This is a genomic window from Bacillus sp. VA13 (genome assembly GCF_055710085.1).
In genome coordinates, this window is sequence record NZ_JBVQPP010000001.1 from 361,850 (window position 1) to 386,847 (window position 24,998).

Consider the following 24,998-nt stretch of genomic DNA (forward strand, 5'->3'; position numbering starts at 1 on the left):
GCTACATCTTCCTTAACTCAGTTTGCAAACGTTTCTGTTCCTCGAGTTGACGATGGAGCAGAAGAGGTTTCATTTTCATTTGTATTGGAAGTTTCACTCAATTCTTTCTTTGGAAGATGCATTCTGATACGTTGCTGCTTTTTTACCCTTAGTGTTTGTCTGTTTCACACAACCATTAAATCCTCTGTTAGTCACATAACCATTCCTGCTCCAGATTGAAAGTTTTTCTGATTTCGCTTCTTGCTCATCCTTCCTAAATTGGTCTATGTATTTTGTGTTAGGCTCATATACATACGCTACTCTGGCCAATCCTTCTTTCAACAATGTCTCTTGAACAGATTTGCCATCGACATAAACGTAAGCTAACAGTCTTCCATACTTATCTCTGCGGTCACCTTTGTCAAACTCCAATTGCAGCTTACCGCTGCTAACCAGTTCCTTGTTTCGTTTAGATGCATCTTCACCATATGGTTGAATACATGAATCTGGTTTCTTCGTTTCAGGTGTATCAACGAGCAAGTAGCGAACTGTGTCCACATTTCCATTGTAACTAACCTTAATCGTATCTCCATCAACTGCTCTATCTAATGTAACATTCACCAATTTCTTATGATTTTTTGAATGAGATGTGCCAGCCTTTTGTTCTGGCTGTTTATTTTCATTAGATTGAGTATCTTGAGAGACTTGCTCTGTGTCATTAGAAGCTGAATGGCTTTTTTCTGCGTGATTTGATTCACAAGCTGCCAAAGTAATGCTTAAAACGAATGCGATAATACTGACCAAAACTTTCTTCATATGATTTCCTCTCTAGAATGTAAGTTCTTGTATGCTCTCCTTTTGATCGGTTAAACATCATTATTATAACGATTTGTACATTTTTTGTGAATGAAAAATATCCATAACGCTAAGGGAGATTACATTGAAATTGCTTACAGTCAAAATGTAAACTTCACAATGAAGTGACAAAAACATACCTATCACATAACGAAAACAAACAATTCTGAAAATGATATTGACTGAAAACGCTTTTGGAATTATGATAATAATCAGATATGACAATAATGTGACAAAAACATCACTACAACATAACAATTCATCACTTATGTGTATTCTATCGATGAAATATGAAAGCGATTACAAATTTAAGGGCAGAAGTCTAAGATAGAGATGACTTTAGTTTTGTATCAATATCCACACTGAAAGAACTTATTAAGTATTCTTAATAAAGGCAGGGGAAATGGATATGAATGAACATCGAAATCGAAGTTTGAAATTAATAATGATTTCAGCAACATTTGGAGGGCTTCTCTTTGGATATGACACCGGAGTTATAAATGGAGCTTTGCCTTTTATGGCAAGACCAGATCAGCTTCAGTTAACACCGGTTACAGAAGGGCTTGTTACAAGCATTCTTTTATTAGGTGCGGCGTTCGGAGCGTTGTTATGCGGCAGATTAGCTGATCGCTATGGCCGCCGTAAAATGATCCTTAATCTTTCTTTTTTATTCTTCCTGGCATCACTTGGAACAGCATTAGCACCTAATGTTTCAATCATGGCGGTCTTTCGTTTTTTGCTCGGGCTGGCTGTTGGGGGAGCTTCAGCGATGGTACCGGCTTTTTTGGCAGAAATGGCACCGCATGAGAAGAGAGGACGAATGGTAACTCAAAATGAGCTAATGATTGTCGGCGGGCAATTTCTAGCATATGTTTTTAATGCGATTCTTGGTGTTACAATGGCAAATACCGGACATGTTTGGAGATACATGCTGGTCCTTTGTGCTGTTCCGGCTTTAATGTTATTTGCCAGTATGCTCAAGGTTCCAGAAAGCCCGAGATGGCTAATCTCCAAAGGCAAAAAAAGTGAGGCGCTGCGTGTTCTTAAACAAATTCGAGAAGAGAAACGTGCAGAGGCTGAATGTAGAGAAATACAAGCAGCGGTAGAAAAAGATACCCTGGAGAAGGCATCACTCAGCGACTTTTCTACACCATGGCTGCGCCGTCTTTTACTGATTGGAATCGGTGTTGCCATGGTGAATCAAATTACAGGCGTGAACTCGATTATGTATTATGGCACTCAAATCCTTAAAGAATCTGGTTTTGGTACAAAAGCAGCTTTAATCGCTAATATTGGAAATGGTTTGATTTCAGTCATTGCAGTTATATTTGGGATTTGGCTGGTTGGAAAAGTGAGCCGGCGACCAATATTATTGATTGGTTTGGCGGGGACCACGACAGCACTTCTATTAATAGCAATATTCTCAATAGTGCTTGATGGATCTGCAGGACTCCCTTATGCTGTTCTTTCTTTGACCGTTTTATTTCTTGCCTTTATGCAAGGATGCGTAGGGCCTGTGACTTGGCTGGTCATAGCAGAAATATTCCCTCAAAGATTAAGAGGGCTTGGTTCTGGAATAAGTGTTTTTTTCCTTTGGATATTAAACTTTATGATCGGCTTTGCATTTCCGATATTGCTTAGCACTGCAGGTTTGTCTTTTACATTCTTTATATTCGTGGCGTTGGGTATATTGGCAATCGGTTTTGTTTACAAATTCATGCCGGAAACAAAGGGGCGTACACTTGAAGAACTAGAAGAGCATTTCCGTTCTCAACACGATAAAGATACCCCTGAAAAATCAGCTATTGAGGTATAATAAAATCATTATACTGATGCATGAAATCTCTCTGCTTATAGGAGGGATTTTTTGTTTGGTTTCAGAAAAGTAAAACCCCTCCGGTAGCGGAATCTTGATTCAGCATAAAAGAGAGATTTTGGGGTATTTACAAAAAAACGCAAATGCAAAACTACACGTATAATACTGGAGTTGATACTTTAAAAATCTCGCCATCTCTTATATAAAAACGAGGGATGCGGCGGCTTAATGTAGACACCACTTCATAGTTAATCGTATTAAGCATTTCAGCAACTTCATCCACGGGAATCTCGGCTCCCTTTTGCTGGCCGTAAATCACGACTTCTTCTCCTTGTTTACCTTCACCGTTCTCTCCTAAACTGACCATGATCATATCCATTGTTACTCTTCCCGCCACTGGGACTCGTTTTCCGCGATGAAGAACAAACCCGCGATTTGAAAGTGCACGGGAATAACCGTCAGCATATCCGATCGGGAGTGTAGCAATGACTTCGTCGGGTTCTGCAATGTATGTAGCACCATAGCTAATGGTTCGGGGTTCTGTCCGCATGGTTTTCACATAAGCGATACGCGCCTTTAAACTTAATGCAGGAACAAGCTTCACGAGGTTTAGTTGTTTGATATAGGTTGAAGGATATAACCCATATAAGCCGATACCTAAACGAATCATATCAGCACTAAATTCCGGAAAAGCAATAGCTGCAGCCGTGTTGCTCATGTGCACGGTGGGCAGTTCAATGCCCTGGTTCTTTAAAAAGCTGAGAAAACTAATGAATTTATCGTGCTGCAGCTTGGTTAGTGTGGTGTCAGCTTCATCAGCTGTAGAAAAATGTGTAAATATCCCTGTCCACCTGAGGGATTTGCTTGCCTTTAGTGCCTTCACTACTGCTAAAAGTTCTTCCTTTGTGCGTACACCTAATCGTCCCATCCCAGTATCCACGTTAATATGAATAGCCAGCCGGTCAGTACTCGCTTCTTTTTCCAATATCTCGTTAGCTTCTTTCATCCAATCAACCTGAAATGCTGATAATGTTATATTCCAAGCTGCTGACTTTTTCACACAACTAAGGGAGGTAAAACCAAGCACAAGGATAGGTGCTGTAATCCCCGCTTTTCGTAAAACGATTCCTTCCTCCACGCTGGCAACAGCGAGCTCACTCGCCCCGTGTTCCAGTGCATGGCGCGCCACTTCTACAGACCCATGACCATAACCATTCGCTTTTACGACAGCCATAATTTTGCTTTTATTTGGAATATGACGGCGAATTGTTCGCAAATTTTTTTTTATGGCATCAAGATTGACTTCAATCCAAACTTCTCGGCAAAGCTTTGTCATTAATGCTTCCTTCCTTCTTATGGAATAGTAAAAACCGCATTTAGCCGCAAAATAAATGTTAATTGTTGGATGGTTTCGATCTTATTTTATTCAACTTCATTTGAAATCATTCAACAGCAAATCTATGATATATGAGAAGGTGTCATCGATGCCGAAATATTTGCTTTCAATGTTCTATAACCCAAACGTAAAACTGAAGATACTGGCCGGGCTAACTCTTCTTGATAAAGAACTGGGGAACGCCTATTGTTACTGAACATAGGAAGAACTTTTTAAATGGGAAGGCTGAGAAAATGTGTAAAAGAAGGCGGGTATCAAACCGCACTTGATTCCTGTTCCACAAACCTAACATCTGAGTATATAATTAAATTCATGTTCAGAAAATCGTTTAAGTGAGGAGTATAAATGAAAAGGGGAGTTAGTTTTCAAATACCGAATGAATATGGAAATTATCTATGGAGAATACTGCAGCCGTTAGAAATAGCTAATTATATGTGGCAAACGAGTGGGGAATCTTATTTTGTTGTAGACGGAGAGCTAGATAATGAGGAGCTCTTTAATGATTACGCAATTGTTGAAGGGACTGACTTTGCGAATCGATTAAAAACAAATCAGTACTACACCATTTTCGTTGAATTGAAAGCATTTCCATTTGGAAAAACGGTTAATGAAGTCCAGACATATGAAGAGTTTGTTGACAGTGATTGCGAACTTGTCCTTTTGATAGCAGATAATAGCTATGTTTCGATTTACTGTAAGAACAAAAATACCATTGAAAAACTTTACTTCAATGCTTTAAAGAATGATTTTGAAGAAGTTCTATTTATAACTGATGAAAACGACACAAGAACAGGCCTTACCGTATGGTAATTCAATAATGTTAAAGGAGTAATACATATGACAATGCAAATTAAAATCAAATATCTAGATGAAACACAAACAAGAATCAGCAAAATTGAGCAAGGAGATTGGATTGATCTTCGAGCAGCTGAAGATGTAGCAATTAAAAAAGGTGAATTTAAACTTGTCCCATTAGGTGTAGCTATGGAATTGCCCGAAGGTTACGAAGCACATGTCGTTCCTCGTTCGAGTACATATAAGAACTTTGGCGTTATTCAAACAAACTCAATGGGTGTTATCGATGAGTCTTATAAGGGAGACAACGATTTTTGGTTCTTTCCTGCTTATGCGTTACGTGACACAGAGATTAACAAAGGGGATCGGATCTGCCAGTTCAGAATCATGAAAAAGATGCCGGCAGTTGAATTAATTGAAGTCGAGCGTTTAGGGAATGAAGATAGAGGCGGACACGGTTCAACGGGAACGAAGTAAATAATAAAAACCTTGGCTGTATTCATGCTGTGATCTGAACAATGGAAGTTTCAGCCAAGGTACATATAATAATATGTATAAAATGAATATTTTAATACGAAGGATTTAATTATAAACAAATTTTAAAAAGGGAGGTTTTGGAAAAGTGAAATAGTAATAACTAAAGTAGATAAAGAACCTAAAGATGTCAAAGAAACAATTTTTCGGGTGCTTTGCTTTTTTGAAGGTTTACTTAGTTCATGAACAACTGCACCCCATAAAAGTATGGATGCTAAAACTATAATACTTATATACATATAGATGCTCCTTTTCTTATTTACAGTTTTTACATTTTTACCGATTTTACCACATTTAGGATTGAGATGTCGATGAAACAAGCATCTCTATAAAAGAATACTTTTATCTAAATTTTTATAAGTAGGGGAAGGCAGCCATGAGACAAGTTCAAAATATGAGATGAAATGAGACACAAGACTTCACAAAAAAATCTGAGTATCGTCGACAAATATCATAAAAAAGCCCCCGGTATGTCGCCGGGGAATAAATAGATGTTTAAGAGATTTAGTGATGTTTTTTAAATGATTCGACAAAATCATAATAATGATCATCATCATCATAATACTTTTTTTCGTAATGATAATCGTGATCATCGTAATACTTTTTATCATGGTCATAATACTTTTTGTCGTAATCATAATGTTTTTTATCATGATCATAATACTTTTTGTCGCAATCATAATGCTTCTTATCATGGTCATAATACTTTTTGTAATACGTTTTTTTCCAAGTGTAATACTCTTCTTTATATTTTTTATAATAACCCAATTAAATTCCTCCTTTTATTTGATTCGAAATTAATTTATGAAGTTTAAATGATATGGTATGGTCAAAAGAAATAAGAATAGCAAAAAGAGGCTGTTTAAAAAACTTTCTGAAAAACAAAATGGATAACTGCTTATTAAAATAAGAGCGGGAGAAGGACTCAATCACTGTAAAAGAATAAAATAATATAGTGTATGGAGAAGATTAATATACGTAAAGAGAGACTTTCTCTAATTGAAGAATATTTGAACGTCTTGGTTAAGATTCAAGAACTCTATGTTGTGATTCCTGATGCTTTTTTTGAAGGATTTAAAGTTAGACCTTAACAAACAGCAAACCGGTCAGAAACGGATTATAGAAGGAATGATCTGCTGCCAAATATCATAAAAGAAAGTGTCAATGATCAACTGAATGAAAATTAGAGGGGATTTGTTTTAAAGAAAGCCCAATTGCACATGGACAAATGACAATTGATATTGAGGTAAAATACAATGCATTAAATCAGAGGGAGCGATTGGAGGGTTTAATGTGTTTAGACAATATCCAATTTGGTATACACAAACACCTTACTATTTGAATGTTCATGTGCCTCAATATCAAATCATTTCTTATAATCCTCAACAATGTTATCAACGGTGTATGTATCAAACTGGCGGTAACTATGAGCAATGTGACAGACTATGTTATGGTGAAATACAGGTGTAAAAGAGGGGGTTAACTCCTCTTTTACAGTAATTAGAATAAAAATCTCATTTTATCTGCATGTGCTTGGTATTTGCGTTAATATTGTTTTCGTAATAAATTATGCCAAGTAACTGAAAATGAAAGAAGGATATGAATAGTTATGACTCAATTCGATAAACAATACAATTCAATCATAAAGGACATTATGAATAATGGAATCTCAGATGAAGAATTTAATGTAAGAACCAAGTGGGACTCTGATGGAACACCGGCTCATACACTAAGCGTGATTAGTAAGCAAATGAGGTTTGACAACTCAGAGGTTCCTATTTTAACGACAAAAAAGGTTGCCTGGAAAACAGCCATTAAAGAGTTGCTCTGGATTTGGCAGCTAAAATCTAACGATGTTACTGAATTAAACAAGATGGGCGTACATATTTGGGATCAGTGGAAACAAGAAGACGGCACCATCGGAAATGCTTATGGATTTCAGTTGAGCAAGAAAAACAGAAATCTAAATGGAGAAAAAGTGGATCAAGTTGATTATCTTCTTCATCAATTGAAGAACAACCCATCTTCACGCAGACACATTACAATGCTATGGAATCCAGATGAATTAGATTCAATGGCCTTAACGCCATGTGTATACGAAACTCAATGGTATGTTAAGCAAGGAAAGCTCCACCTCGAGGTAAGAGCACGGAGCAATGACATGGCGTTGGGAAATCCATTCAATGTATTTCAGTATAATGTGTTGCAACGCATGATTGCTCAAGTGACTGGTTATGAGCTTGGTGATTATATCTTTAACATTGGTGATTGCCATGTGTACACACGTCATATCGACAATTTGAAAATCCAAATGGAAAGAGAGCAATTTGAAGCACCTGAATTATGGATCAATCCTGAAGTCAAAGATTTTTATGACTTTACGATTGATGATTTTAAGTTAATTAACTATAAGCATGGGGACAAGCTTTTATTTGAGGTAGCAGTATAATGCTGCCTCTTTATTGATCACTATATTGTAGTAGGCAATCCTAATTTTATTTTTAAGACATCCGGAAGATGAATGAATTTGGATTATCGAAGAAGTTAAAAAGATAAATACATATTATTCTAAAGACTCATATAAAAAAGATTAACTTTACAAGTTAATCTTTTTTATTTAGAAGAAAATATCCTAATTTTGAAACTAGATACAACGTGAAAGCGATCATTAAGGTTCTTGATATTACAATTCCATGAATGGCCAGATCATATCCAGCAGGTATCAACGCTTTTGTATTAAACATAAAATACATTGATATTAGAAGCGCTATAATAACCAAAAGCATTCCAAAAGGACCTGTCTTTCCATATTTCATACAATTTCCACCCTATATTAAAATATGATATAACAAACAAATGAGCTGAAGATTCTGATGATTATTTCTAAAATAATGCGAGCTATGAACACACGTGCCATTTTTTGTGTAATTGTCCTAATAAAACCGCCTGGCAATGCCGGCGGCCTTTTGCTGCTTTATTTATTAACAGAAATCGAAACGTTATTTCCTGAAACAGAAACCTTTGCGAAATCCTGTGTATCTACCACAGGAGTGACGGCTTTATTGTCGATTGTAATGTTGTTAAAAGATGTCGAAAAGGTTGCTTTGATGGCATTACGCTGACTTTCATACGAAACAGCCGCGGTAGCAAGTGTTTTCCATTTTGAAATCGTGCCGATGTTGGTTCCTTGGATTTCTGTGATAATCCGTCCGGTATAACCATCATTGTTCGTTCCCCAAAGAGTCATGCGTGTATTGCCGTTCAAATTTTTATAAATTATCATTTGGACTGTGCTTCCAGGGCGGAAGCCTTTATTGTATGTGAATTTGTCTTTTCCTTCGATATACGTTTCTTCATTTTTGGCCCCAACCTTCATGAGGGGCTTCCAGACGTTGTATTGTTTGCTGTACTGGAGCCCGATGTCTGCCTCAGTTCCGCTTGTTGCCCTGAAGCCTGAATAAATATAAGGCGTAGAGACCGAGTCATCATGTTTTACGGTGTCGGGAAGCTTGATTTTAGCTGTGAAAACGGCGCCAGTACTGTTCAGATAGGCGCGGCCGCCGATGCCTTTAGGCAGCTGGGTGGCTGCTTTTGCGACCTGAGTGTCTGCCGCGGGCAACCCTGGAATACCCGCTGAAAGTGTTCCGAAAAGAACTGCTGTTCCTACTGCACCTGCAATCAATACTTTTTTCATCAAAATTCCCCCTTTTAATAGTGGTTTCGTCATTCATTATACCTTATTTTGGAACTGGATTTATGTATATCAATCGACAAAATATTTCATTTCGCCAATCAGTTTCATGTTGGATGGTTTATGGGACGAAACGGCTCCTCCAATTTGAAAACTATATACATTTATTAGATGAGAGGGTTAGCTCACAATGGTTTTAACCGATTTGAAATCTTCCTCAAAATAAAAACACAAATGCTTAAAGAAACGATAATCAAAAGAATGACCGCTATTGTTTCCCAGCCGGTAAAAAAGGGGTGATCTTTAATTACTGCTTGTCCTTTCAAAATCATAAAAGTACAGGTACCGACTAAGAAAAGAAAACAAATACTTAGAATCGCCAACGATTTACGTGTATATGTTTTCAATTCGTCTTTAACATACAGCAAAACGAAAACAAAGCAGCTAACATTGGCAATCGTTTTTACCACATCAAAGTTTTTCATGACAATTGATATAAATAGACAAAGTAAAATAAGATAAAATACGATGTTTTTAGACAAAGAATCTCTCCTTTTATGTATGGCCCTTAAAGAGCTTACAAAAGTTCCTTTATCACTGCAATACTTGGAAGCAGAACCAATCGCACGTCCATAAACTAATTAAACTATATACTAAATATTCAACATAAATTTAGATTCAGTCATTAAGGAAAACTTCAGATTATACCAACAGTAGATCAAACAAAAAAACCCGGCATTAGCCGGGGAAAAAGTGAAATCGAGGAGATGTTAATGGAGTTTAGTAATGTTTCTTATGCTTTTTATACTCTACAACATAATCATAGTCTTTTTTGTCGTGATCATAATATTTTTTATCATAGTCGTAATATTTTTTGTCATAATCACAGTCATAATATTTTTTATCATGGTGATCATAGTATTTTTTATCATATTCGTAATACTTCTTATAATACGTTTTTTTGACCGTATAATACTCTTCTTTATATTTTTTGTAATAACCCATATTTACTCCTCCTTTATTATTGATACGCTTTATTATATGGCGAATTGATTGTGCGGCTTGGACAGTTACTATCATAGAAGAAAAAAAGGGCTGTCCAAATCATAGAAAAAGAGGCAGATGACACAGAAACAAATCAACATAAAAAGCCGATTTTTTATCGTCCCAAATCATTTATCTTATATTAGTTTGTCTTCTTTGTTTTCTGAATCACTTTTTCTTACATCCTGAGTCAGTCCGCTGGCCGCTTGTTTACATCTTGATAAGGCTTTTCCGGCAGCACGGCCAACAGGTCCAAATACGAAAAAACCTACAAATAAATAACGAGTATTTTTGTGAAGCTTACTTCATGTTTTTTTCCTCCTGATTGAAGTACAACCTGCGAAACAAATGATAAGAGATGACGATTCAAATGGAAATACGCTTATTTTGAACAAGAGTTGATTCATAAAATGGCTGCAGCCGAATATAATGTCCAATGCCATTTGTAAAAAAAGCTGAGAGGCGATCTGGATCAATGTTGTTTACGCTGGCCAGTATCTATGGCTTTTGCGAACAAGGCACGGGGGTATAGGGATCATATCGGCCATAATGGGTGGCATATTAGATTCAAAGAAATGATAGTACTGTGACTTGCTATGATTGAAAGAGAGGAGAGATCTGGTTGATACGATTCAATAAGGTAATTGGATTCCTGTCTGTTTTAGGATTCACTGCGGTTTTACCATTAACAGCACAAGCAGAACAAGCGGGAACTGCTGGGGCTGGGGAGTGGGATAAGTTGGGGACTTACACATATACTTATTCAAGTCCGACGGTATATTCGAGCGGAGGAGATTTTAGAGTCTGCCTTTCAGGAAGCACTCCTTTTTCTGTCTCGCTGCACTTATATGAGGATGATGCCGGTGACAATCCTGATGATTATGTAGGGGCAAACTATTTTTCTCCCGGAGAATGCCACACTTTTAGCAGTATTGGAAAATTTGTAGATGGGAGCAATAACAAGGCCGAGTTCTTTGTTACCGATTACTCTGGTAAATCTAAAACAGTTACGTTTTATGATTGATGGACTCAAACTGTGAAGTATAACCTTTGAAAACAAAAGAGAGAGACACCTCTCTCTTTTTCTATTCTTCGACAGTCTTACGAAGCCGTTCATTTACAATGCTTGTCCAGCCTCCATCCATCTTATCGCGTATGATGGAGCTTTTCTCGTTTGCTTTGCCAATCATTTCATTTGGCTCCTTCCAGCCGCCGTGAATAAGGGTAAACCTCGTCTTTTCTCCTAAGTCTTCTAATTGAAAGGTAACGATCCATCCATCTGTATCCCATTCAAATGAAAGTTCAGTGGGAACTTGAACAGTCAAAACTTTACAAGGAGATGGCCCAAACGGTGATTGTAAGTGGAATTCTTGTCCTTCTTTCAGCTGAAAATCATTGGGCATAAACCACTTGGCAATGCCTTCTGAAGTGGAAACCGTTTCCCAGACTTTCTGAATAGGTGCCTCTAGGGTAATATTTTTCGTAATATCCGGTAATGTATTTTCGCGATTTTCACGATTTTGATCCATTTCGTTTACCTCTAACATATGATGTTTTTTTCAATTAAATCATATAATAACTAATAAGATCATGTCCATATCTTGCATGATTTATGCTGCAGCCTGTTGTTAAACATTGTATCAGTCCCATCCAGTTTGATCTGTTAAAGGGGGGAGTTCCTGCGTGTACGAGAAAGAAAATACAGTGAGAGAGTGGAAAGTGTATCTTTTCGTCTTTTCATTCATGATTGTTTGTGCAGTTGCATTTGTTATTTTTGAACCGAAAATTTTGTTCAGCCAAATCGTTCTGCGCGGATTTGATGCCTTCATCAGTTTTGTTTTATTAACCAATGTGCTGTTTTTCTGGAGAAGGAGCAAACGTATAGCATATGTTTCAGGAGTTTTAGCTGTTATCAATCTCATTATGGTTATTTCTCTGGTTTAATCTAAAACAGGAGGTTTTTTTATGCTTGGAAAAATTAAAGCAGCCATTGATAATAGTCCGGGAAAGCCGGCTAGAATTGTAGTCAGTGAAAAAACGTTTCAGCAACTAGAAAAAGAGATGCGTTTTGTTTACGTTTCCAAACCGAAAACGATAATGGGAATACCTGTGGAAGTGTCAGATCAGGCAGAAAGCTTCAAGCTGGAATTTTAATCTATTCCGAACTGCAAAAAGGCTCATTTTGAGCCTTTTTATTATAATAAAGTTAAGATTCGTTATCATTTCAAACAAGCGCTTGCAAACATGTTTCAGTTTTTTATACTTAAGTGGAGTATTTCAGCTTTTTTAGAATGCTGAGAACATGGGAGGGAGCAATGCACAAACATAAGCGCAACAGCTTTAAAACTCTGATAGAAATTTTAATTGTTTCGACAAGACTCGGGTTTACATCATTCGGAGGTCCCATTGCTCATCTGGGCTACTTTTATGAAGAATATGTTCGCAAAAGAAAATGGCTGGATGAAAAAAGCTATGCTGATTTGGTTGCTTTGTGCCAGTTCTTGCCAGGACCGGCGAGCAGCCAAGTTGGGATTGGGATTGGTGTTATGCGTGGCGGGTTACTCGGCGGTATCGTTTCATTTCTCGGCTTTACGCTGCCCTCTGTTTTGGCACTTATCATATTTGCCCTTTTGTTAAAAAGTACCGATATAGAGCAAGCCGGCTGGATTCATGGTTTAAAAATCGTGGCGGTTGCAGTTGTTGCACATGCTATAACAGGAATGGCTCAAAAACTGACGCCTGATGTTAAGCGAAAAACGATGGCTTTGTTTGCATTGGTTGTTTCACTTTTATGGCAAACCGTGTTTACCCAAGCAGGTATTATAATCATCTCAGCAGCGATTGGTTTTCTGCTGTTTAAAGAGTCTATCGACAAAAAAGAATCAGCATTCCATTTTCCTATTTCTAAGACATTCGGAACAGTGTGTCTTTCATTATTCTTCGGATTGCTTGTTCTTCTGCCTGTTCTGCGAGAAACTGCGGATTTGCGCTGGCTTTCTATGTTTGACAGTTTTTACAGGGCAGGTTCCTTGGTTTTTGGCGGGGGACATGTTGTATTGCCGTTATTGGAACAGGAATTTGTACCAACTGGAATGGTCAGCAAAGAAGCATTTTTAGCAGGATATGGTGCAGGACAAGCTGTGCCGGGACCGTTATTTACATTTGCCGCCTATCTTGGTGCAGTCATGGGCGGCTGGCAGGGCGGAATGTTAGCTGCTATTGCCATTTTCCTGCCTGCGTTTTTGCTGATTTTAGGAGCGTTGCCCTATTGGGATATTTTGCGGAGGAATCCCAACCTAAAGGGAGCTCTTGCAGGAGTGAATGCAGCGGTAGTCGGAATTTTAATTTCAGCTTTTTATTTTCCGATTTGGACAAGTGCGATTTTGAATCCGATTGATTTTGCGTTTGCGGCTGTATTGTTTAGTATGCTTGCTTATTGGAAGCTGCCTCCTTGGGTGATTGTAGTCACCGGTGTCATTGGCGGTTTTCTTCTGAACCTTCTTTACATTTGACTTCTTTAAAGCGTGATGAAGACGTTCATCATGCTTTTTTTATTGGGAAAAAAGACGAACATAAAAAATAGATATATGGGAAAATAATCCTATTAGACAGAATTTCATTCCATGTCGATATTGAAACAGAAGGGGATTTGGTTGAAAACTGGAACACAAAAGAGACGTTGGACACTCAGTTTTTAGAACGTATTGAAACAAATACTGAAAACGAAGTAAAGAAAATAGTCGGTAATGTATTAAAAAAAATCCAGCATGAATATAAAGCAGATGTTGCGGGTTTTGATGAATCTTTAAGACTTGAGCATCCGGACTTATGGAAAAAGGTGAAAAATAATTGGGGTGACACATTCAGTAAGGTTGCCATCACGTACAGCGTAAACGCCACAATTACTCATTATGGAACGGTTAAAACACAGTGATGAATCAAGTAGATGCTTAAAAAGAAGAGAAGGCAAATATCTCTTCTTTTTTATGTGTTTTTAGGATTAGTATACTTTTTTTGGAGGTAATGGATTTTTTTGAATGGTCAATATGCTAATATAGAATTGCTTTAAATCGAAGGGAGGAGGGGCTGTGAGACAGAAACCGATTTATGTAGAAATCGAAATGAGATCTGATCTGGATAAGCTTTGGGAATATACACAAAACCCATCGCTGCATAAGGAATGGGACCTCCGGTTTTCAAATATCACGTATTTGCATAGGCAGCCATACGAAAAGCAGAAGTTTCTTTACGAAACAAGGATAGGCTTTGGATTAAAGGTATCGGGTACAGGAGAAACAGTCGGTGTTTTCGACAAATGTTCATCTGAAAGAGTTTCCTCACTGGCTTTTGGCTCTGACCATCCGTTATCTCTGATTCAGCATGGCAGCGGGTACTGGAAGTATATACAGCGAGACAACGGGAAAATGATGTTTTTAACACAGTACCAATACAAAACAGCATACGGGCTGCCGGGAAGGTGGATCGATCGTTTATTATTTCGGCCGCTTCTTGGCTGGGCGACTGCATGGAGCTTTGATGCATTAAGGCTTTGGATTGAGCAAAATAAACATCCGAAACACACAATTCGATCGGCTATCATCTATGTGTTAATGTGTCTGTTTTTCAGTCTGTTTTGGTTTTACCAAGGTTTTACAGGTTTTGACACAAGGATTTTTGCAGGGACAGCAGAGATAGGTATGGGAATTTTATGGTTGTTTCCATTAAATAGAAAATGGATCATTCATGCTGTACAGGCTTGTATCTTTGCTGGATTCGCTTTTCGAGGTTCCGAGATATTATGGATACTATTGAGTGTGTTTTCTGCGGCAAGTGGCGTTCTTAGTCAGCAGCTCCCCAGTGCCCGGCACACAAAACGAAAGAGAAAGAAGTGACATTGTGAGTTCGATTTATGAAAAAACGATCAAGAACTATCATTTACTGCATCCCAAGCTGCGAGAACGGTATCAATTAGACGAATCTCATACATTCAGCGGGACAGGAACGATGTCAGAAATAAGCGGAGGCTCTTTTCTGGTCAGAATGCTGTTAAAGCTGGGTGTTTTTTTCAGGTGCTTTTTTTCAGAAAGAGGCAAAAACATCCCATTTACCATTCAAAATAGAACTTGTCTTTTGAATCGGGAACATACTGGGATAGAATGGAATCGTACATTTTTCTTTAAAGGCAAAAAACGTTTCTTTGACGCGATCATGGTATACGACGAAAAAGAAGATAGAATACTTGATTTCTTCGGCAAACCTCATCTTCTGCTGTCTGTTTTAGCGTTCGAGGCATCTCCTGACGGCTCTCTAACCATTACAACGGGAAAGCAATGGCTATTGATATGCGGAAAAAGAATACCGCTTCCAAAATGGCTGACCGGTACATCCGCTGTTTGCGAAACGTTTGATGAAAGAAAGAATTGCTTCACCATTCAAGTGCATGTCCAAAATACAATTCTCGGCACTCTTTTCTTTTATAAAGGAATGTTTCAGGAAGAAGAGAGAGAATCATGATAAAACGAAATGGCATGATCAGTTCGCTTTGCTTTATAGGATTTCTTGCAGCGGAAGCACCTCATATATCAGTGGCAGAGGCACTTGTTTTGTTATCCATTCTTTTTTTCGTGCCGGGAATTTTTCTTTTTGTCTTTCAATCGCAGCTTCGGGCTGCTCCATTTCTGGAATCTGTGTTAATCCAATGCTATCCGGCAGCCGCTTTATTTGCGGTGCTGGCTCTTGTGACAGACATCGGAGGTTTCGCGCTGATCTGGTGGATGTACACAGTTTTTATGGCGCTGTATGCGATCCTTCGTCTTTGGGAAACAAAGATACATAGAATCGAAGAGACATCAGTTCTGTTCGGGCTTATCTATTTGGCGGGAGGAGATTTTTGGTTTTTTGCTTATGCTGCACATTTGCAGATAATGCAATTTGGCCCTCTCATCATTTTGCTGACTGCTGTCCACTTTCACTATTCAGCTTTTCTTCTCCCGATCTTTAACGGCTTGCTCGGGAGAATCACCAGAAAAAATCGGATGTTGTACAGTTGGATAACATGGGTGATTTTGTTTTCGCCCCTTCTTATCGCGCTTGGCATCACATATTCAAAAACACTAGATGTCATTGCGGTTGGCATCTATATGGCGGCGCTTTATCTTCACGCATTTTTGGTGTTCACCACATCTTTTCGCAGCAAGACGGGGAAATTTCTTGTTCGGTTCTCTTCTGCCGTTCTAATGATAACGATCTCTTTCTCGATGATTTATTCATTTGGTGTATTTCGGCAAGACGTTACACTGACCATTAATCAGATGATTTGGATTCACGGTTTTGTTAACGCGTTTTTTGTTATATTGCCCGCTCTCATAGGATGGAGAATAGAAGATCCGAAACCTTTTGATGCAGACAGCGTAAAGACATTCAGCCGTATCTACGGAAAAAGAAGGATTGGAAAAGACTTTTTAGCTAACATTCAAGCTGAAAATAACGTTCAGTACAGAGGGCTCGTGGATGATATGGGAAGCCTTCGATCAAAAGATTTTTCACCTGAAAAACTGGCGCCGTTCATTCTTTCGTTTTATGAACAAACCATTGATTATGATGTAAAAGCAAAAGTGACGTGGAGCACGTGGTTTCGGCCGCTTGCAATGGTTTACGAAAGGTTCAGCAGAAGAACCGGCCAAATCCATTTGTCGACGAACCCTGACTGGTATAGGATGTACAGCACGATAAAGGGTGTTCATTCGAAAAAAGACGGAAGAAAAAAAGTGCGTGCCTGGATCAGAACAAATGAAAAAAACGAAACCATTTTTACCGCTCTATATTCAGTATATCGTTCGAATGGAGAAGGGTATATGAACATTTCTCTACCGCTTCCATTCAGCAGTATGACAGGCATTTTAAAGCCTTATCATCATCGTGAGAAGCTGGTTTTGACAAGCCGGCGGAGAAAAAGCGGAGCCGGGGATGAGGGGATTTATCTGCAAACAAGAGCGGGAACTTGTCCGCTGCCTTTATCTGAAACCTTTCTGATAGAAGCTATACATGACAACAAGTTAACTGCTGTTCATCACATGTGGCTGTTTGGAATAAAATTTCTAACTGTACATTACATCATTACATATTGTCCGTCCAAATGAAAGAACCTAATACATAGAAGAGGATTCATCGGCCAGCTGTTTAATGATTAGATCTGCTACATTCCAATTCTGCGCCGCATCTAGACGGGAAAGGAAGGATTAATGATGTTTTATATCAGTTGTTTTCTGATTCTTTGGCTGGCTGCGGGATTTACAGTGGGAATGAAACAAGTGTATGTCGATCAGCTGTTTAATAAAGACGTAACCGAAAGACTGGAAAAAGAAGCGGATGATCATGGCCACGCTGACCGGATGATCAAACAGCGTGTCCTTTACATTGCAGCAGTGACATTAAGCGGGTTTATCGCTGTTTATTTTGAAGTGAAAACAATCCCGCAAAGGCGAAAAATAAGAAAAATTGAAAAAAACATCATGAAACTGAATAAAGAAAATAAACGAAGAATGAAAAGAAAATAAAAATGCACAGGCCAAAGGGCAGGTGCGTTTTTTTTCTGTTTGATATGCGATTTGGGAAAAAGGTAGTTGGTGCCAACTTACTTTTCATAAATTCAGAAATGGGAAGAACAGCGCCCGGGCCAATGGTATATAATATTGTGAATTTAACAAAAATTTAACAAGGAGGACGAGAAATTCGTGCTAAAGCCTCAAAGAAACCGACATCCTGTTGATTTGGACTTAGAGGCGGAGTAGATGAAACCGGCCAAAGTATCCCTGCTCCGCCGTTTGCTCCATTCCTTGAAGCATGTTGATTGTAACATAGCCAAACGTTTTCCATCAACTCTTAAAATTGTAAAATTATTGTTTATTTTTATGGTATTTACTCCGATTTCTTCAATATATGCTGAAGATGTATATCAGAATTTTGAGGAATTAAAAAACAATGAAGATCCTTCTGATTACGGCATTGTTACGAAAGAAACCGGCAGTCCTGTTCTTGTTTTAGCCATTCACGGAGGAGGTATTGAAGGCGGGACAAGTGAAATAGCGAGAGAGCTCAGCAAAGAGTACTCGATGTATTTATTTGAAGGCTTAAAATCGTCAGGAAACTCAGTGCTGCATATTACGAGCACGCATTTTGATGAGCCTCGGGCTCTGAAAATGACGGGAAGTCATGAATATGTCATTTCATTGCACGGATATGCAGAAGAAGATCAGCAGATCGAAGTCGGCGGTACAGATCGTGTAAGAGCGTCAGATTTAGTTGAAAAACTGCAAAATGCCGGTTTTCCTGCTGTATTGCTCGGTATGGACCATCCGCATGCAGGTGTAAGTCCGAATAACATTGCAAATAAATCAAAAACAGGTTTGAGTATCCAGTTAGAAATGAGCACAGGTTTTAGAAGATCTTTGTTCGGCGTTTTTTCTTTAAAAAGCAGATCTGTTACTCAAAATGAGAGGTTTTATGATTTCACAGAAGTGATGTCCCGTTTTATCAATAATAGCTACTGAAAAATAGGAGGCGCTAAGCCTCCTATTCCTCATGCTTCTCATTCGTAACGTCAGGAAACAGCTCGTCTGCGGCTTCTGTTTGATACTGCAGTGTGTTATCCCTGGCTGACAGTTCATTTCGGAAGGTTTCATCCAGCACATTTTTTAGCAAATACCGATGAAAAAAGTATTCAAAAACAGTAAGACAGAGGGCGGAAAGTAGAGCAGCTGCAAACGGTGGGAAATCATTTCTTGTTTGGGTTAAAACAAAGACCCAAAGAATAACGAATGAAAGTCCAAAGTCAGCCAATGAAGCTGTAATATTGTTTGTTCGCGGAAGGACGAGCATGTCACCGGATAGATAGGAAACAAAACCTAGGAAAAGTGCAATAAACATTACACTTAAAAAGGGCGCGTGATAGACTCTGTCCAAAATCACATATAAAAGGGCGAGAGTGAAAGCAACCTTTGAAGCAAGAGCAATGATATGTTTCATTTGACCACCTAAATTGTTATTTTTGAAGAAAACCCTTGGCTGTAAACAAATTATAAAAACATAAGTAATTCAATTCGACAATCATTATTTTAAACAATCCGATTTTGTTTACACTGGTATTTTTTGCTGACTGCATGAAACTTTTTTGGAAAAAAGTCGTACATATGGATGATCAGCTTTCAAGGGGGAATGATTTGTGAAGGTAAAAGGAATCAATCACTTATTATTTTCAGTTTCTCATCTGTATACATCGATTGATTTTTATCAAAAAGTGTTTGATGCCAAGCTTCTGGTAAAGGGAAAAACAACAGCATATTTTGATTTAAATGGCATTTGGCTTGCGCTTAATGAAGAACCTGACATTCCGAGAAATGACATTAAGGAGTCTTATACCCATATTGCATTTACTATTGAAGATCAAGAGTTTGAGGAAATGTCAGCAAAATTAAAAAGGCTTCATGTCAATATCCTGCCTGGCAGAGAACGAGATGAACGCGATCGAAAATCAATTTATTTTACCGACCCTGACGGCCACAAGTTTGAATTTCATACCGGAACCCTTCAAGACAGGCTTCGTTATTATAAACAGGAAAAAACGCATATGGATTTTTATGATTGAAACGACCTCTTGATATTACACAGAACATATACATAAATCTCATGTAGGGTTAAAATGTGGTAAAGGAGGGGTGTAATTGAAAATAAGTATCTTAGGCTTAACAGCAGTTTTGATGTGTTTTTTTGGCATTGGCAGTACCCATGTGTCAGCTTTAGATTTTGATCACAAAACAGACTTTATTTTAAATGACAGCACAAAATCGTTTGTTCTGGAAAATATCAGTGATGTCCCGGCGATCGACTATATTTTAGGCTATCAGTTTACGATCTTGGGAGCCAATACTTGTTCAGTTGAGATTAAACTTCAGCGAATGGGGCTTACGGGAGAATATACCACACTGAGCACGAAGCAATTCAGCGGCAGCTGGTTTGATTTTAGTGCTCAGGATAAGGTTTCTATCGATCCGTTTCACCGATACCGTATATTAGCAGAAGAACACTCAGAAAACTGCACGAGTGTTCGGGTAAAGGGCAGTTGTGGTATACAATATTTTCATTTTGATTGAAGCTCACGTTGATCAAGAGAAGTGAGCTGTTTTTTAGAAAATGTTGAACCAACTACACTATGTACTAAATTTTCATTAAAATTCAATTACTGCCGCGCTCCTTACATAAACATGAAACCACGTCATTCCACGACCTAAGAAAATGAAACATTTTTAAGGACATAACGTCTAATATTTTAAACGGACAATATTCAGATAAAAGTTTCCTGAAGGAAAGAAAATTTCTTGACTTCAACAATTGTTTGGTGGATAATTATGGTGTAAACATGATGTTCTTTTTCCTCCTATTCAGGCTCGCACCCATAAGTCAGGGCGAGCCTGCTTTTTTGTACAATAAACCCCCTCTCCATAAAGGAAGAGGGGGTTATTTCATGCATTTGATAGATCAATAGGTTAATGGACGGTTCTGAACACGCCAATCACTTTCCCTAGAATGCTGACATTCTGCAAGATGATAGGTTCCATCGTTGGGTTTTCAGGCTGTAAGCGAATGTGAGTATCCTCTTTATAGAAACGTTTTACCGTAGCTTCATCATCTTCTGTCATCGCAACTACAATTTCCCCGTTGTTCGCTGTATTTTGCTGTTTAACGATGACATAATCCTTATCGAGAATACCAGCATCAATCATACTGTCTCCCATAATCTCCAGCATAAACACATGCTCGTCCGGAGGAACCATACGGTCAGGAAGCGGAAAATATTCTTCAATATTTTCTACTGCTGTAATAGGAGATCCCGCCGTGACTTTCCCGATGACCGGTACATTAACGACCTGACTTTGCGGAATGTCTACTTCTTCATCAAGTATTTCTATTGCTCTAGGTTTTGTCGGATCCCGTCTGATCAGCCCTTTTGTTTCCAAACGGGCCAAATGGCCGTGGACAGTTGAGCTGGACGCAAGCCCAACAGCCTCTCCGATTTCTCTCACGGAAGGCGGATATCCTTTTGATTTAACCTCTGCTTTAATAAAACGGAGGATATCAAGTTGCCTTTTTGATAGCTTCGTCATTTTTCGCACCTCAAAACGTCGATTTTAAGAAGATTATAGCATGATTTTCCTTACAGTACAAACATAGGTTCGAAAAAACAATTGACAGAAACGTTTGTTCGTATATACTGAAATTATAAAAAAGCGAACGAACATTCCTGTTGGAGGTTATGATCATGAGTAAAGAATCTATTATTTTTGTCGGTCTATTCACAGTGATTTTGAGCGCGGTTATCCTTTTGCTGTCATATACAAGCAGCGGTCAGGAACTTAATCAGTATGCTAAAATAGAAGTCCAGCAAGGCGACACACTTTGGTCAATTGCTGATCAGGTAGCAGATACAAAAAAGATAAACAAAAACGATTTTATTGAATGGGTAGCTGATAAAAATCATCTTCAGACGTCTGATATCCAGCCGGGAGATGAGTTGGTGATTCCATTGAAAAAGAAGCATCAGGATGCATATAAATTGGCAACTGTAAGATAGAGAGGAAAGATAGAAAAAATGAAAGCACTCATATATGCCCGCGTAAGCACAAATAAAGAACAGCAGGAAACTTCATTAAAGCGGCAGGTGGAGGAGCTAACGGCCATTGCAGCCGAGAACGGCATGGAAGTCGTCAAAGTGATTTCTGAAAAAGCCAGCGGATATGAAATGGATCGTGACGGTGTATTTGAGCTGCTTGATGAGATCAAGAATTCGGGAATTGATGTTATTTTGGTTCAGGATGAGACTAGGCTCGGTCGGGGAAATGCAAAAATCGCCCTGCTCCATTGTATCTACAGAGAAGATGTGAAAGTCTATACAACGGCTCACAGAGGTGAACTGGAGTTATCGGAGGCTGACTCGATGGTGCTGGAGATCGTCAGCATTGTGGAAGAGTACCAGAGGAAAATTCACAATATGAAAATCAAGCGGGGAATGAAGCGTGCAGTAAAAAACGGTTTTAAACCGCAAAAAAACCTGAAAAACCAACATGAAAACAGCGGAAAGGAAAGAATAGAGGTCCCAATCTCAGAGATCGTTCGCCTAAGAGCGAATAAACTGACGTTCGCAGAAATTGCCGCAACGCTAAGAGGGTTTGGCTATGATGTGTCTAAAGCGACCGTCCACCGGCGGTATCAGGAATACATAGAGAATGACGAGACAGCCGAGTGAATCAGTTGTAAAACTCTTTTTGATCTAGTACTATATAGACAAAATGCAATAAAGGAGTTTAACATGATTTCAAACGCTAAAATTGCCAGAATTAATGAACTTGCTGCTAAAGCCAAAGCTGGCGTTATGACAGAAGAAGAAAAAGCCGAACAGCAAAAGCTTCGTCAAGAGTACTTGAAAGGTTTTCGCTCTTCTATGAAAAACACGTTAAAAAGTGTGAAAATCATTGACCCAGAAGGCAATGATGTAACACCAGAAAAGCTAAAAAAAGAACAACAAAATAACAAACTTCACTAATATAAGAGGAATACGGAAATATCGTATTCCTCTTTTGCATATACTATAAGCAAAACTCTTATGTGACAAAATTCAACAAGTTTCTCTCAAATTTAAGCTGAAACAGTTGAGAAAAAGTCGTCAGACATTTATGATGTAAGGGTACAACACATAAGGAAGGGGATTTTTATGGATACAATTGAAAAGAAATCAGTTGCTACCATTCGCACACTGTCAATAGACGCTATTGAAAAAGCAAATTCTGGTCACCCAGGGATGCCAATGGGGGCCGCTCCAATGGCATACACGCTGTGGACAAAATTTATGAACGTAAGTCCGGCAAACCCTGGCTGGTTTAACCGTGACCGTTTTGTTTTATCTGCTGGACACGGATCAGCACTTTTATACAGCATGCTTCATTTAAGCGGGTTTGATCTTAGCATCGAAGATCTTAAGGGATTCCGCCAGTGGGGCAGCAAAACACCTGGACATCCTGAATTCGGACATACTGCAGGTGTTGATGCGACAACAGGTCCACTCGGCCAAGGAATTGCCATGGCGGTCGGAATGGCTATCGCTGAACGCCATTTAGCAGAAACTTACAACCGCGATTCATTTAACGTAGTCGATCATTATACATACAGTATTTGCGGTGATGGTGATTTAATGGAAGGCATTTCTTCTGAAGCCGCTTCACTCGCAGGCCATCTTCAGCTTGGCCGTCTGATCGTATTATACGATTCTAATGACATCTCTCTCGATGGAGATCTCGACCGTTCATTCTCAGAAAACGTGAAACAGCGTTTTGAAGCAATGAATTGGGAAGTTCTTTATGTTGAGGATGGAAACAACATCGAAGAATTAACAGCGGCTATCGAAAAAGCACGCCAAAATGAAAAGAAACCTACATTAATTGAAGTGAAAACGACAATCGGTTTCGGTTCACCTAACCGTGCTGGCACATCCGGTGTTCACGGTGCTCCGCTTGGTAAAGAGGAAAGCAAGTTAACAAAAGAAGCTTACGCGTGGACGTATGAAGAAGATTTCTACGTACCGTCAGAAGTATATGAGCATTTTGCTGCAGTGGTTAAAGAATCAGGCGAGAAAAAAGAACAAGAATGGAATGCTCAATTCGCTAAATATAAAGAAGTTTATCCTGAACTTGCTGAACAGCTTGAGCTGGCAATCAAAGGAGAACTTCCGAAGGACTGGGATCAAGAGGTTCCTGTTTATGAAAAAGGAAGCAGCCTGGCATCCCGTGCCTCTTCCGGTGAAGTTCTCAACGGACTTGCGAAAAAAATTCCATTCTTTGTCGGAGGATCTGCTGACCTAGCGGGATCAAACAAAACGACAATTAAAAATGCCGGTGATTTTACAGCTGTTGATTACTCAGGCAAAAACTTCTGGTTCGGTGTTCGTGAATTTGCGATGGGTGCAGCCTTAAATGGTATGGCGCTCCATGGCGGACTGCGTGTATTCGGCGGAACTTTCTTTGTCTTCTCTGATTACCTGCGTCCGGCAATTCGCCTTGCAGCGTTAATGGGTCTCCCTGTCACTTATGTCTTCACACATGACAGTATTGCGGTAGGTGAAGACGGCCCGACGCACGAGCCTGTTGAACAGCTTGCTTCACTCCGTGCGATGCCTAATCTTTCCTTGATCCGTCCTGCAGACGGAAATGAGACAGCGGCAGCATGGAAGCTTGCAGTGCAAAGCACTGATCAGCCAACAGCGCTAATATTGACACGCCAAAACCTTCCTACGATTGACCAAACTGCTGAAGAAGCATTGGCAGGAGTGGAAAAAGGAGCATATGTCGTTTCTAAATCTAAAAACGAAACACCTGACGCTCTTCTTATCGCTTCAGGCTCTGAAGTAGGCCTTGCGATTGAAGCACAAGCTGAATTGGCAAAAGAAAATATCGATGTTTCTGTTGTCAGCATGCCTTCAATGGACCGTTTCGATAAACAATCTGTTGAATACAAAAACTCTGTCCTTCCTGCAGATGTGAAAAAACGTCTTGCGATTGAGATGGGCGCATCATTTGGATGGGGCAAATACACAGGGCTTGATGGAGACGTGCTCGGCATAGACCGATTCGGTGCATCTGCTCCTGGCGAAACCGTCATCAATGAATACGGATTCTCAGTTCCAAACGTAGTGAACCGAGTTAAAGCATTACTCAATAAGTAAAAGTCTTTTAAAGAGGATGAGTCAAATCATCCTCTTTTTCTTGTTTATCCGACAAAAATAGTATTAGCTGTTTAACAGTAATAGACAATTCTTTCTTTTCTTCTTTTGTATAATAGAGAGC

At 38.9% G+C, this 24,998-nt stretch carries 28 protein-coding genes and 4 pseudogenes; 21 read left to right on the plus strand and 11 right to left on the minus strand.

The window, feature by feature from the left end:
- Window positions 1–93: 93 nt before the first annotated feature.
- Window positions 94–795 carry a thermonuclease family protein gene (locus AC0C66_RS01505; RefSeq protein ID WP_072183635.1) on the minus strand — a complete coding sequence of 234 codons (702 nt, stop codon included), beginning with the start codon at window positions 793–795 and terminating at the stop codon, window positions 94–96.
- Between the two features lie 442 nt (window positions 796–1,237).
- On the opposite strand from AC0C66_RS01505, the gene AC0C66_RS01510 reads away from it, so the two are divergent.
- Window positions 1,238–2,650 carry a sugar porter family MFS transporter gene (locus tag AC0C66_RS01510; RefSeq protein WP_072183636.1) on the plus strand — a complete coding sequence of 471 codons (1,413 nt, stop codon included), beginning with the start codon at window positions 1,238–1,240 and terminating at the stop codon, window positions 2,648–2,650.
- 151 nt (window positions 2,651–2,801) lie between these two features.
- Here AC0C66_RS01510 and alr read toward each other — a convergent pair whose 3' ends face one another.
- Window positions 2,802–3,986, minus strand: a complete 1,185-nt coding sequence (gene alr, locus AC0C66_RS01515; protein ID WP_072183637.1) for an alanine racemase — start codon at window positions 3,984–3,986, stop codon at window positions 2,802–2,804.
- Window positions 3,987–4,391: 405 nt separating this feature from the next.
- Between alr and AC0C66_RS01520 the strand changes: the two genes are divergently transcribed.
- Both AC0C66_RS01520 and dutA read left to right on the plus strand, forming a co-directional pair.
- Window positions 4,392–4,856 carry a DUF2691 family protein gene (locus AC0C66_RS01520; protein ID WP_072183638.1) on the plus strand — a complete coding sequence of 155 codons (465 nt, stop codon included), beginning with the start codon at window positions 4,392–4,394 and terminating at the stop codon, window positions 4,854–4,856.
- A gap of 27 nt (window positions 4,857–4,883) precedes the next feature.
- Complete coding sequence (gene dutA, locus AC0C66_RS01525; RefSeq protein ID WP_072183639.1) at window positions 4,884–5,318, plus strand: dUTP diphosphatase DutA; 435 nt, start codon at window positions 4,884–4,886, stop codon at window positions 5,316–5,318.
- Window positions 5,319–5,879: 561 nt separating this feature from the next.
- Here the strand turns inward: dutA and cotU are convergent.
- Entirely contained in the window at window positions 5,880–6,143 is a 264-nt protein-coding gene (gene cotU / locus AC0C66_RS01530; RefSeq protein ID WP_472973475.1) for a spore coat protein CotU, read from the minus strand.
- A 460-nt stretch (window positions 6,144–6,603) separates the two neighbouring features.
- Here cotU and AC0C66_RS01535 point away from each other — a divergent pair, with 460 nt between their 5' ends.
- Together AC0C66_RS01535 and AC0C66_RS01540 are read left to right on the plus strand one after the other, a co-directional pair.
- Window positions 6,604–6,717 carry a hypothetical protein gene (locus AC0C66_RS01535; RefSeq protein WP_152024364.1) on the plus strand — a complete coding sequence of 38 codons (114 nt, stop codon included), beginning with the start codon at window positions 6,604–6,606 and terminating at the stop codon, window positions 6,715–6,717.
- 267 nt (window positions 6,718–6,984) lie between these two features.
- A complete protein-coding gene (locus tag AC0C66_RS01540; RefSeq protein ID WP_014113909.1) occupies window positions 6,985–7,824 on the plus strand; it encodes a thymidylate synthase in 840 nt (279 codons plus the stop codon).
- A gap of 154 nt (window positions 7,825–7,978) precedes the next feature.
- Here the strand turns inward: AC0C66_RS01540 and AC0C66_RS01545 are convergent.
- From AC0C66_RS01545 to AC0C66_RS01565, 5 genes and pseudogenes are all read right to left on the minus strand, one after another.
- A pseudogene (locus AC0C66_RS01545) lies at window positions 7,979–8,191 on the minus strand (hypothetical protein); the annotation flags it as partial.
- Window positions 8,192–8,349: 158 nt separating this feature from the next.
- On the minus strand, window positions 8,350–9,072 hold the full coding sequence (locus AC0C66_RS01550) for a YrpD family protein (RefSeq protein ID WP_472973476.1): 723 nt from the start codon (window positions 9,070–9,072) through the stop codon (window positions 8,350–8,352).
- Between the two features lie 179 nt (window positions 9,073–9,251).
- Entirely contained in the window at window positions 9,252–9,608 is a 357-nt protein-coding gene (locus AC0C66_RS01555) for a YoqO family protein (RefSeq protein WP_088679164.1), read from the minus strand.
- 238 nt (window positions 9,609–9,846) lie between these two features.
- The gene (locus AC0C66_RS01560; protein ID WP_014113913.1) at window positions 9,847–10,071 is read right to left on the minus strand and encodes a hypothetical protein; all 225 of its coding nucleotides are present in this window, start codon (window positions 10,069–10,071) and stop codon (window positions 9,847–9,849) included.
- Window positions 10,072–10,247: 176 nt separating this feature from the next.
- Window positions 10,248–10,399 (minus strand): annotated as a pseudogene (locus tag AC0C66_RS01565) (Sec-independent protein translocase family protein).
- Window positions 10,400–10,735: 336 nt separating this feature from the next.
- Between AC0C66_RS01565 and AC0C66_RS01570 the strand changes: the two are divergent.
- Complete coding sequence (locus AC0C66_RS01570) at window positions 10,736–11,134, plus strand: hypothetical protein (RefSeq protein WP_041521167.1); 399 nt, start codon at window positions 10,736–10,738, stop codon at window positions 11,132–11,134.
- 61 nt (window positions 11,135–11,195) lie between these two features.
- Here the strand turns inward: AC0C66_RS01570 and AC0C66_RS01575 are convergent, their stop codons facing one another.
- On the minus strand, window positions 11,196–11,639 hold the full coding sequence (locus tag AC0C66_RS01575; RefSeq protein ID WP_014113916.1) for an SRPBCC family protein: 444 nt from the start codon (window positions 11,637–11,639) through the stop codon (window positions 11,196–11,198).
- Between the two features lie 154 nt (window positions 11,640–11,793).
- Between AC0C66_RS01575 and AC0C66_RS01580 the strand changes: the two genes are divergently transcribed.
- From AC0C66_RS01580 to AC0C66_RS01620, 9 genes and pseudogenes are all read left to right on the plus strand, one after another.
- Entirely contained in the window at window positions 11,794–12,054 is a 261-nt protein-coding gene (locus tag AC0C66_RS01580) for a hypothetical protein (protein ID WP_014113917.1), read from the plus strand.
- 21 nt (window positions 12,055–12,075) lie between these two features.
- A complete protein-coding gene (locus tag AC0C66_RS01585; protein WP_014113918.1) occupies window positions 12,076–12,264 on the plus strand; it encodes a hypothetical protein in 189 nt (62 codons plus the stop codon).
- 161 nt (window positions 12,265–12,425) lie between these two features.
- Window positions 12,426–13,622, plus strand: a complete 1,197-nt coding sequence (gene chrA, locus AC0C66_RS01590; RefSeq protein WP_072183323.1) for a chromate efflux transporter — start codon at window positions 12,426–12,428, stop codon at window positions 13,620–13,622.
- A 101-nt stretch (window positions 13,623–13,723) separates the two neighbouring features.
- Window positions 13,724–14,044: pseudogene (locus AC0C66_RS01595) on the plus strand (Ger(x)C family spore germination C-terminal domain-containing protein); the annotation flags it as partial.
- Between the two features lie 154 nt (window positions 14,045–14,198).
- Window positions 14,199–15,002: a hypothetical protein gene (locus tag AC0C66_RS01600; protein ID WP_072183324.1), complete on the plus strand. Its 804-nt coding sequence runs from the start codon at window positions 14,199–14,201 to the stop codon at window positions 15,000–15,002.
- Between the two features lie 4 nt (window positions 15,003–15,006).
- Window positions 15,007–15,624 carry a DUF4166 domain-containing protein gene (locus AC0C66_RS01605; RefSeq protein ID WP_061186400.1) on the plus strand — a complete coding sequence of 206 codons (618 nt, stop codon included), beginning with the start codon at window positions 15,007–15,009 and terminating at the stop codon, window positions 15,622–15,624.
- A pseudogene (locus tag AC0C66_RS01610) lies at window positions 15,624–17,259 on the plus strand (YndJ family protein). Before AC0C66_RS01605 ends, AC0C66_RS01610 begins: the two are co-directional and overlap by 1 nt.
- 92 nt (window positions 17,260–17,351) lie before the next feature.
- Window positions 17,352–17,666 carry a hypothetical protein gene (locus tag AC0C66_RS01615; protein WP_472973477.1) on the plus strand — a complete coding sequence of 105 codons (315 nt, stop codon included), beginning with the start codon at window positions 17,352–17,354 and terminating at the stop codon, window positions 17,664–17,666.
- Between the two features lie 234 nt (window positions 17,667–17,900).
- The gene (locus AC0C66_RS01620) at window positions 17,901–18,659 is read left to right on the plus strand and encodes a poly-gamma-glutamate hydrolase family protein (protein WP_072183325.1); all 759 of its coding nucleotides are present in this window, start codon (window positions 17,901–17,903) and stop codon (window positions 18,657–18,659) included.
- 22 nt (window positions 18,660–18,681) lie between these two features.
- Here the strand turns inward: AC0C66_RS01620 and AC0C66_RS01625 are convergent, their stop codons facing one another.
- Entirely contained in the window at window positions 18,682–19,134 is a 453-nt protein-coding gene (locus AC0C66_RS01625; RefSeq protein ID WP_014113928.1) for a YndM family protein, read from the minus strand.
- Window positions 19,135–19,330: 196 nt separating this feature from the next.
- Between AC0C66_RS01625 and fosM the strand changes: the two genes are divergently transcribed.
- Both fosM and AC0C66_RS01635 read left to right on the plus strand, forming a co-directional pair.
- The gene (fosM, locus tag AC0C66_RS01630; protein ID WP_072183326.1) at window positions 19,331–19,753 is read left to right on the plus strand and encodes a FosM family fosfomycin resistance protein; all 423 of its coding nucleotides are present in this window, start codon (window positions 19,331–19,333) and stop codon (window positions 19,751–19,753) included.
- Window positions 19,754–19,829: 76 nt separating this feature from the next.
- The gene (locus tag AC0C66_RS01635) at window positions 19,830–20,258 is read left to right on the plus strand and encodes a hypothetical protein (RefSeq protein WP_080376123.1); all 429 of its coding nucleotides are present in this window, start codon (window positions 19,830–19,832) and stop codon (window positions 20,256–20,258) included.
- Window positions 20,259–20,651: 393 nt separating this feature from the next.
- Here AC0C66_RS01635 and lexA read toward each other — a convergent pair whose 3' ends face one another.
- Window positions 20,652–21,269, minus strand: coding sequence for a transcriptional repressor LexA (gene lexA, locus AC0C66_RS01640; protein ID WP_003238209.1), 618 nt, complete (start codon window positions 21,267–21,269; stop codon window positions 20,652–20,654).
- A gap of 149 nt (window positions 21,270–21,418) precedes the next feature.
- Between lexA and yneA the strand changes: the two genes are divergently transcribed.
- The 4 genes from yneA (at window position 21,419) to tkt (ending at window position 24,877) form a co-directional block, all read left to right on the plus strand.
- On the plus strand, window positions 21,419–21,736 hold the full coding sequence (yneA, locus tag AC0C66_RS01645) for a cell division suppressor protein YneA (protein WP_072183328.1): 318 nt from the start codon (window positions 21,419–21,421) through the stop codon (window positions 21,734–21,736).
- An 18-nt stretch (window positions 21,737–21,754) separates the two neighbouring features.
- Entirely contained in the window at window positions 21,755–22,408 is a 654-nt protein-coding gene (locus AC0C66_RS01650) for a YneB family resolvase-like protein (RefSeq protein WP_014113933.1), read from the plus strand.
- A 63-nt stretch (window positions 22,409–22,471) separates the two neighbouring features.
- Entirely contained in the window at window positions 22,472–22,705 is a 234-nt protein-coding gene (locus AC0C66_RS01655; RefSeq protein WP_014113934.1) for a DUF896 domain-containing protein, read from the plus strand.
- A 168-nt stretch (window positions 22,706–22,873) separates the two neighbouring features.
- Window positions 22,874–24,877: a transketolase gene (gene tkt, locus AC0C66_RS01660; protein ID WP_072183329.1), complete on the plus strand. Its 2,004-nt coding sequence runs from the start codon at window positions 22,874–22,876 to the stop codon at window positions 24,875–24,877.
- Window positions 24,878–24,998: the final 121 nt, after the last annotated feature.

Coding starts and splice junctions, on each gene's coding strand:
- lexA (WP_003238209.1), bottom strand. CDS start 21,269: ATGACGAAGCTATCAAAAAGGCAACTTGATATCCTCCGTTTTATTAAA.
- AC0C66_RS01560 (WP_014113913.1), bottom strand. CDS start 10,071: ATGGGTTATTACAAAAAATATAAAGAAGAGTATTATACGGTCAAAAAA.
- yneA (WP_072183328.1), top strand. CDS start 21,419: ATGATCATGAGTAAAGAATCTATTATTTTTGTCGGTCTATTCACAGTG.
- AC0C66_RS01655 (WP_014113934.1), top strand. CDS start 22,472: ATGATTTCAAACGCTAAAATTGCCAGAATTAATGAACTTGCTGCTAAA.
- chrA (WP_072183323.1), top strand. CDS start 12,426: ATGCACAAACATAAGCGCAACAGCTTTAAAACTCTGATAGAAATTTTA.
- alr (WP_072183637.1), bottom strand. CDS start 3,986: ATGACAAAGCTTTGCCGAGAAGTTTGGATTGAAGTCAATCTTGATGCC.
- AC0C66_RS01650 (WP_014113933.1), top strand. CDS start 21,755: ATGAAAGCACTCATATATGCCCGCGTAAGCACAAATAAAGAACAGCAG.
- AC0C66_RS01620 (WP_072183325.1), top strand. CDS start 17,901: ATGAAACCGGCCAAAGTATCCCTGCTCCGCCGTTTGCTCCATTCCTTG.
- AC0C66_RS01575 (WP_014113916.1), bottom strand. CDS start 11,639: ATGGATCAAAATCGTGAAAATCGCGAAAATACATTACCGGATATTACG.
- AC0C66_RS01615 (WP_472973477.1), top strand. CDS start 17,352: ATGATGTTTTATATCAGTTGTTTTCTGATTCTTTGGCTGGCTGCGGGA.
- AC0C66_RS01505 (WP_072183635.1), bottom strand. CDS start 795: ATGAAGAAAGTTTTGGTCAGTATTATCGCATTCGTTTTAAGCATTACT.
- AC0C66_RS01510 (WP_072183636.1), top strand. CDS start 1,238: ATGGATATGAATGAACATCGAAATCGAAGTTTGAAATTAATAATGATT.
- AC0C66_RS01540 (WP_014113909.1), top strand. CDS start 6,985: ATGACTCAATTCGATAAACAATACAATTCAATCATAAAGGACATTATG.
- AC0C66_RS01585 (WP_014113918.1), top strand. CDS start 12,076: ATGCTTGGAAAAATTAAAGCAGCCATTGATAATAGTCCGGGAAAGCCG.
- dutA (WP_072183639.1), top strand. CDS start 4,884: ATGACAATGCAAATTAAAATCAAATATCTAGATGAAACACAAACAAGA.
- AC0C66_RS01535 (WP_152024364.1), top strand. CDS start 6,604: ATGACAATTGATATTGAGGTAAAATACAATGCATTAAATCAGAGGGAG.
- AC0C66_RS01625 (WP_014113928.1), bottom strand. CDS start 19,134: ATGAAACATATCATTGCTCTTGCTTCAAAGGTTGCTTTCACTCTCGCC.
- tkt (WP_072183329.1), top strand. CDS start 22,874: ATGGATACAATTGAAAAGAAATCAGTTGCTACCATTCGCACACTGTCA.
- AC0C66_RS01520 (WP_072183638.1), top strand. CDS start 4,392: ATGAAAAGGGGAGTTAGTTTTCAAATACCGAATGAATATGGAAATTAT.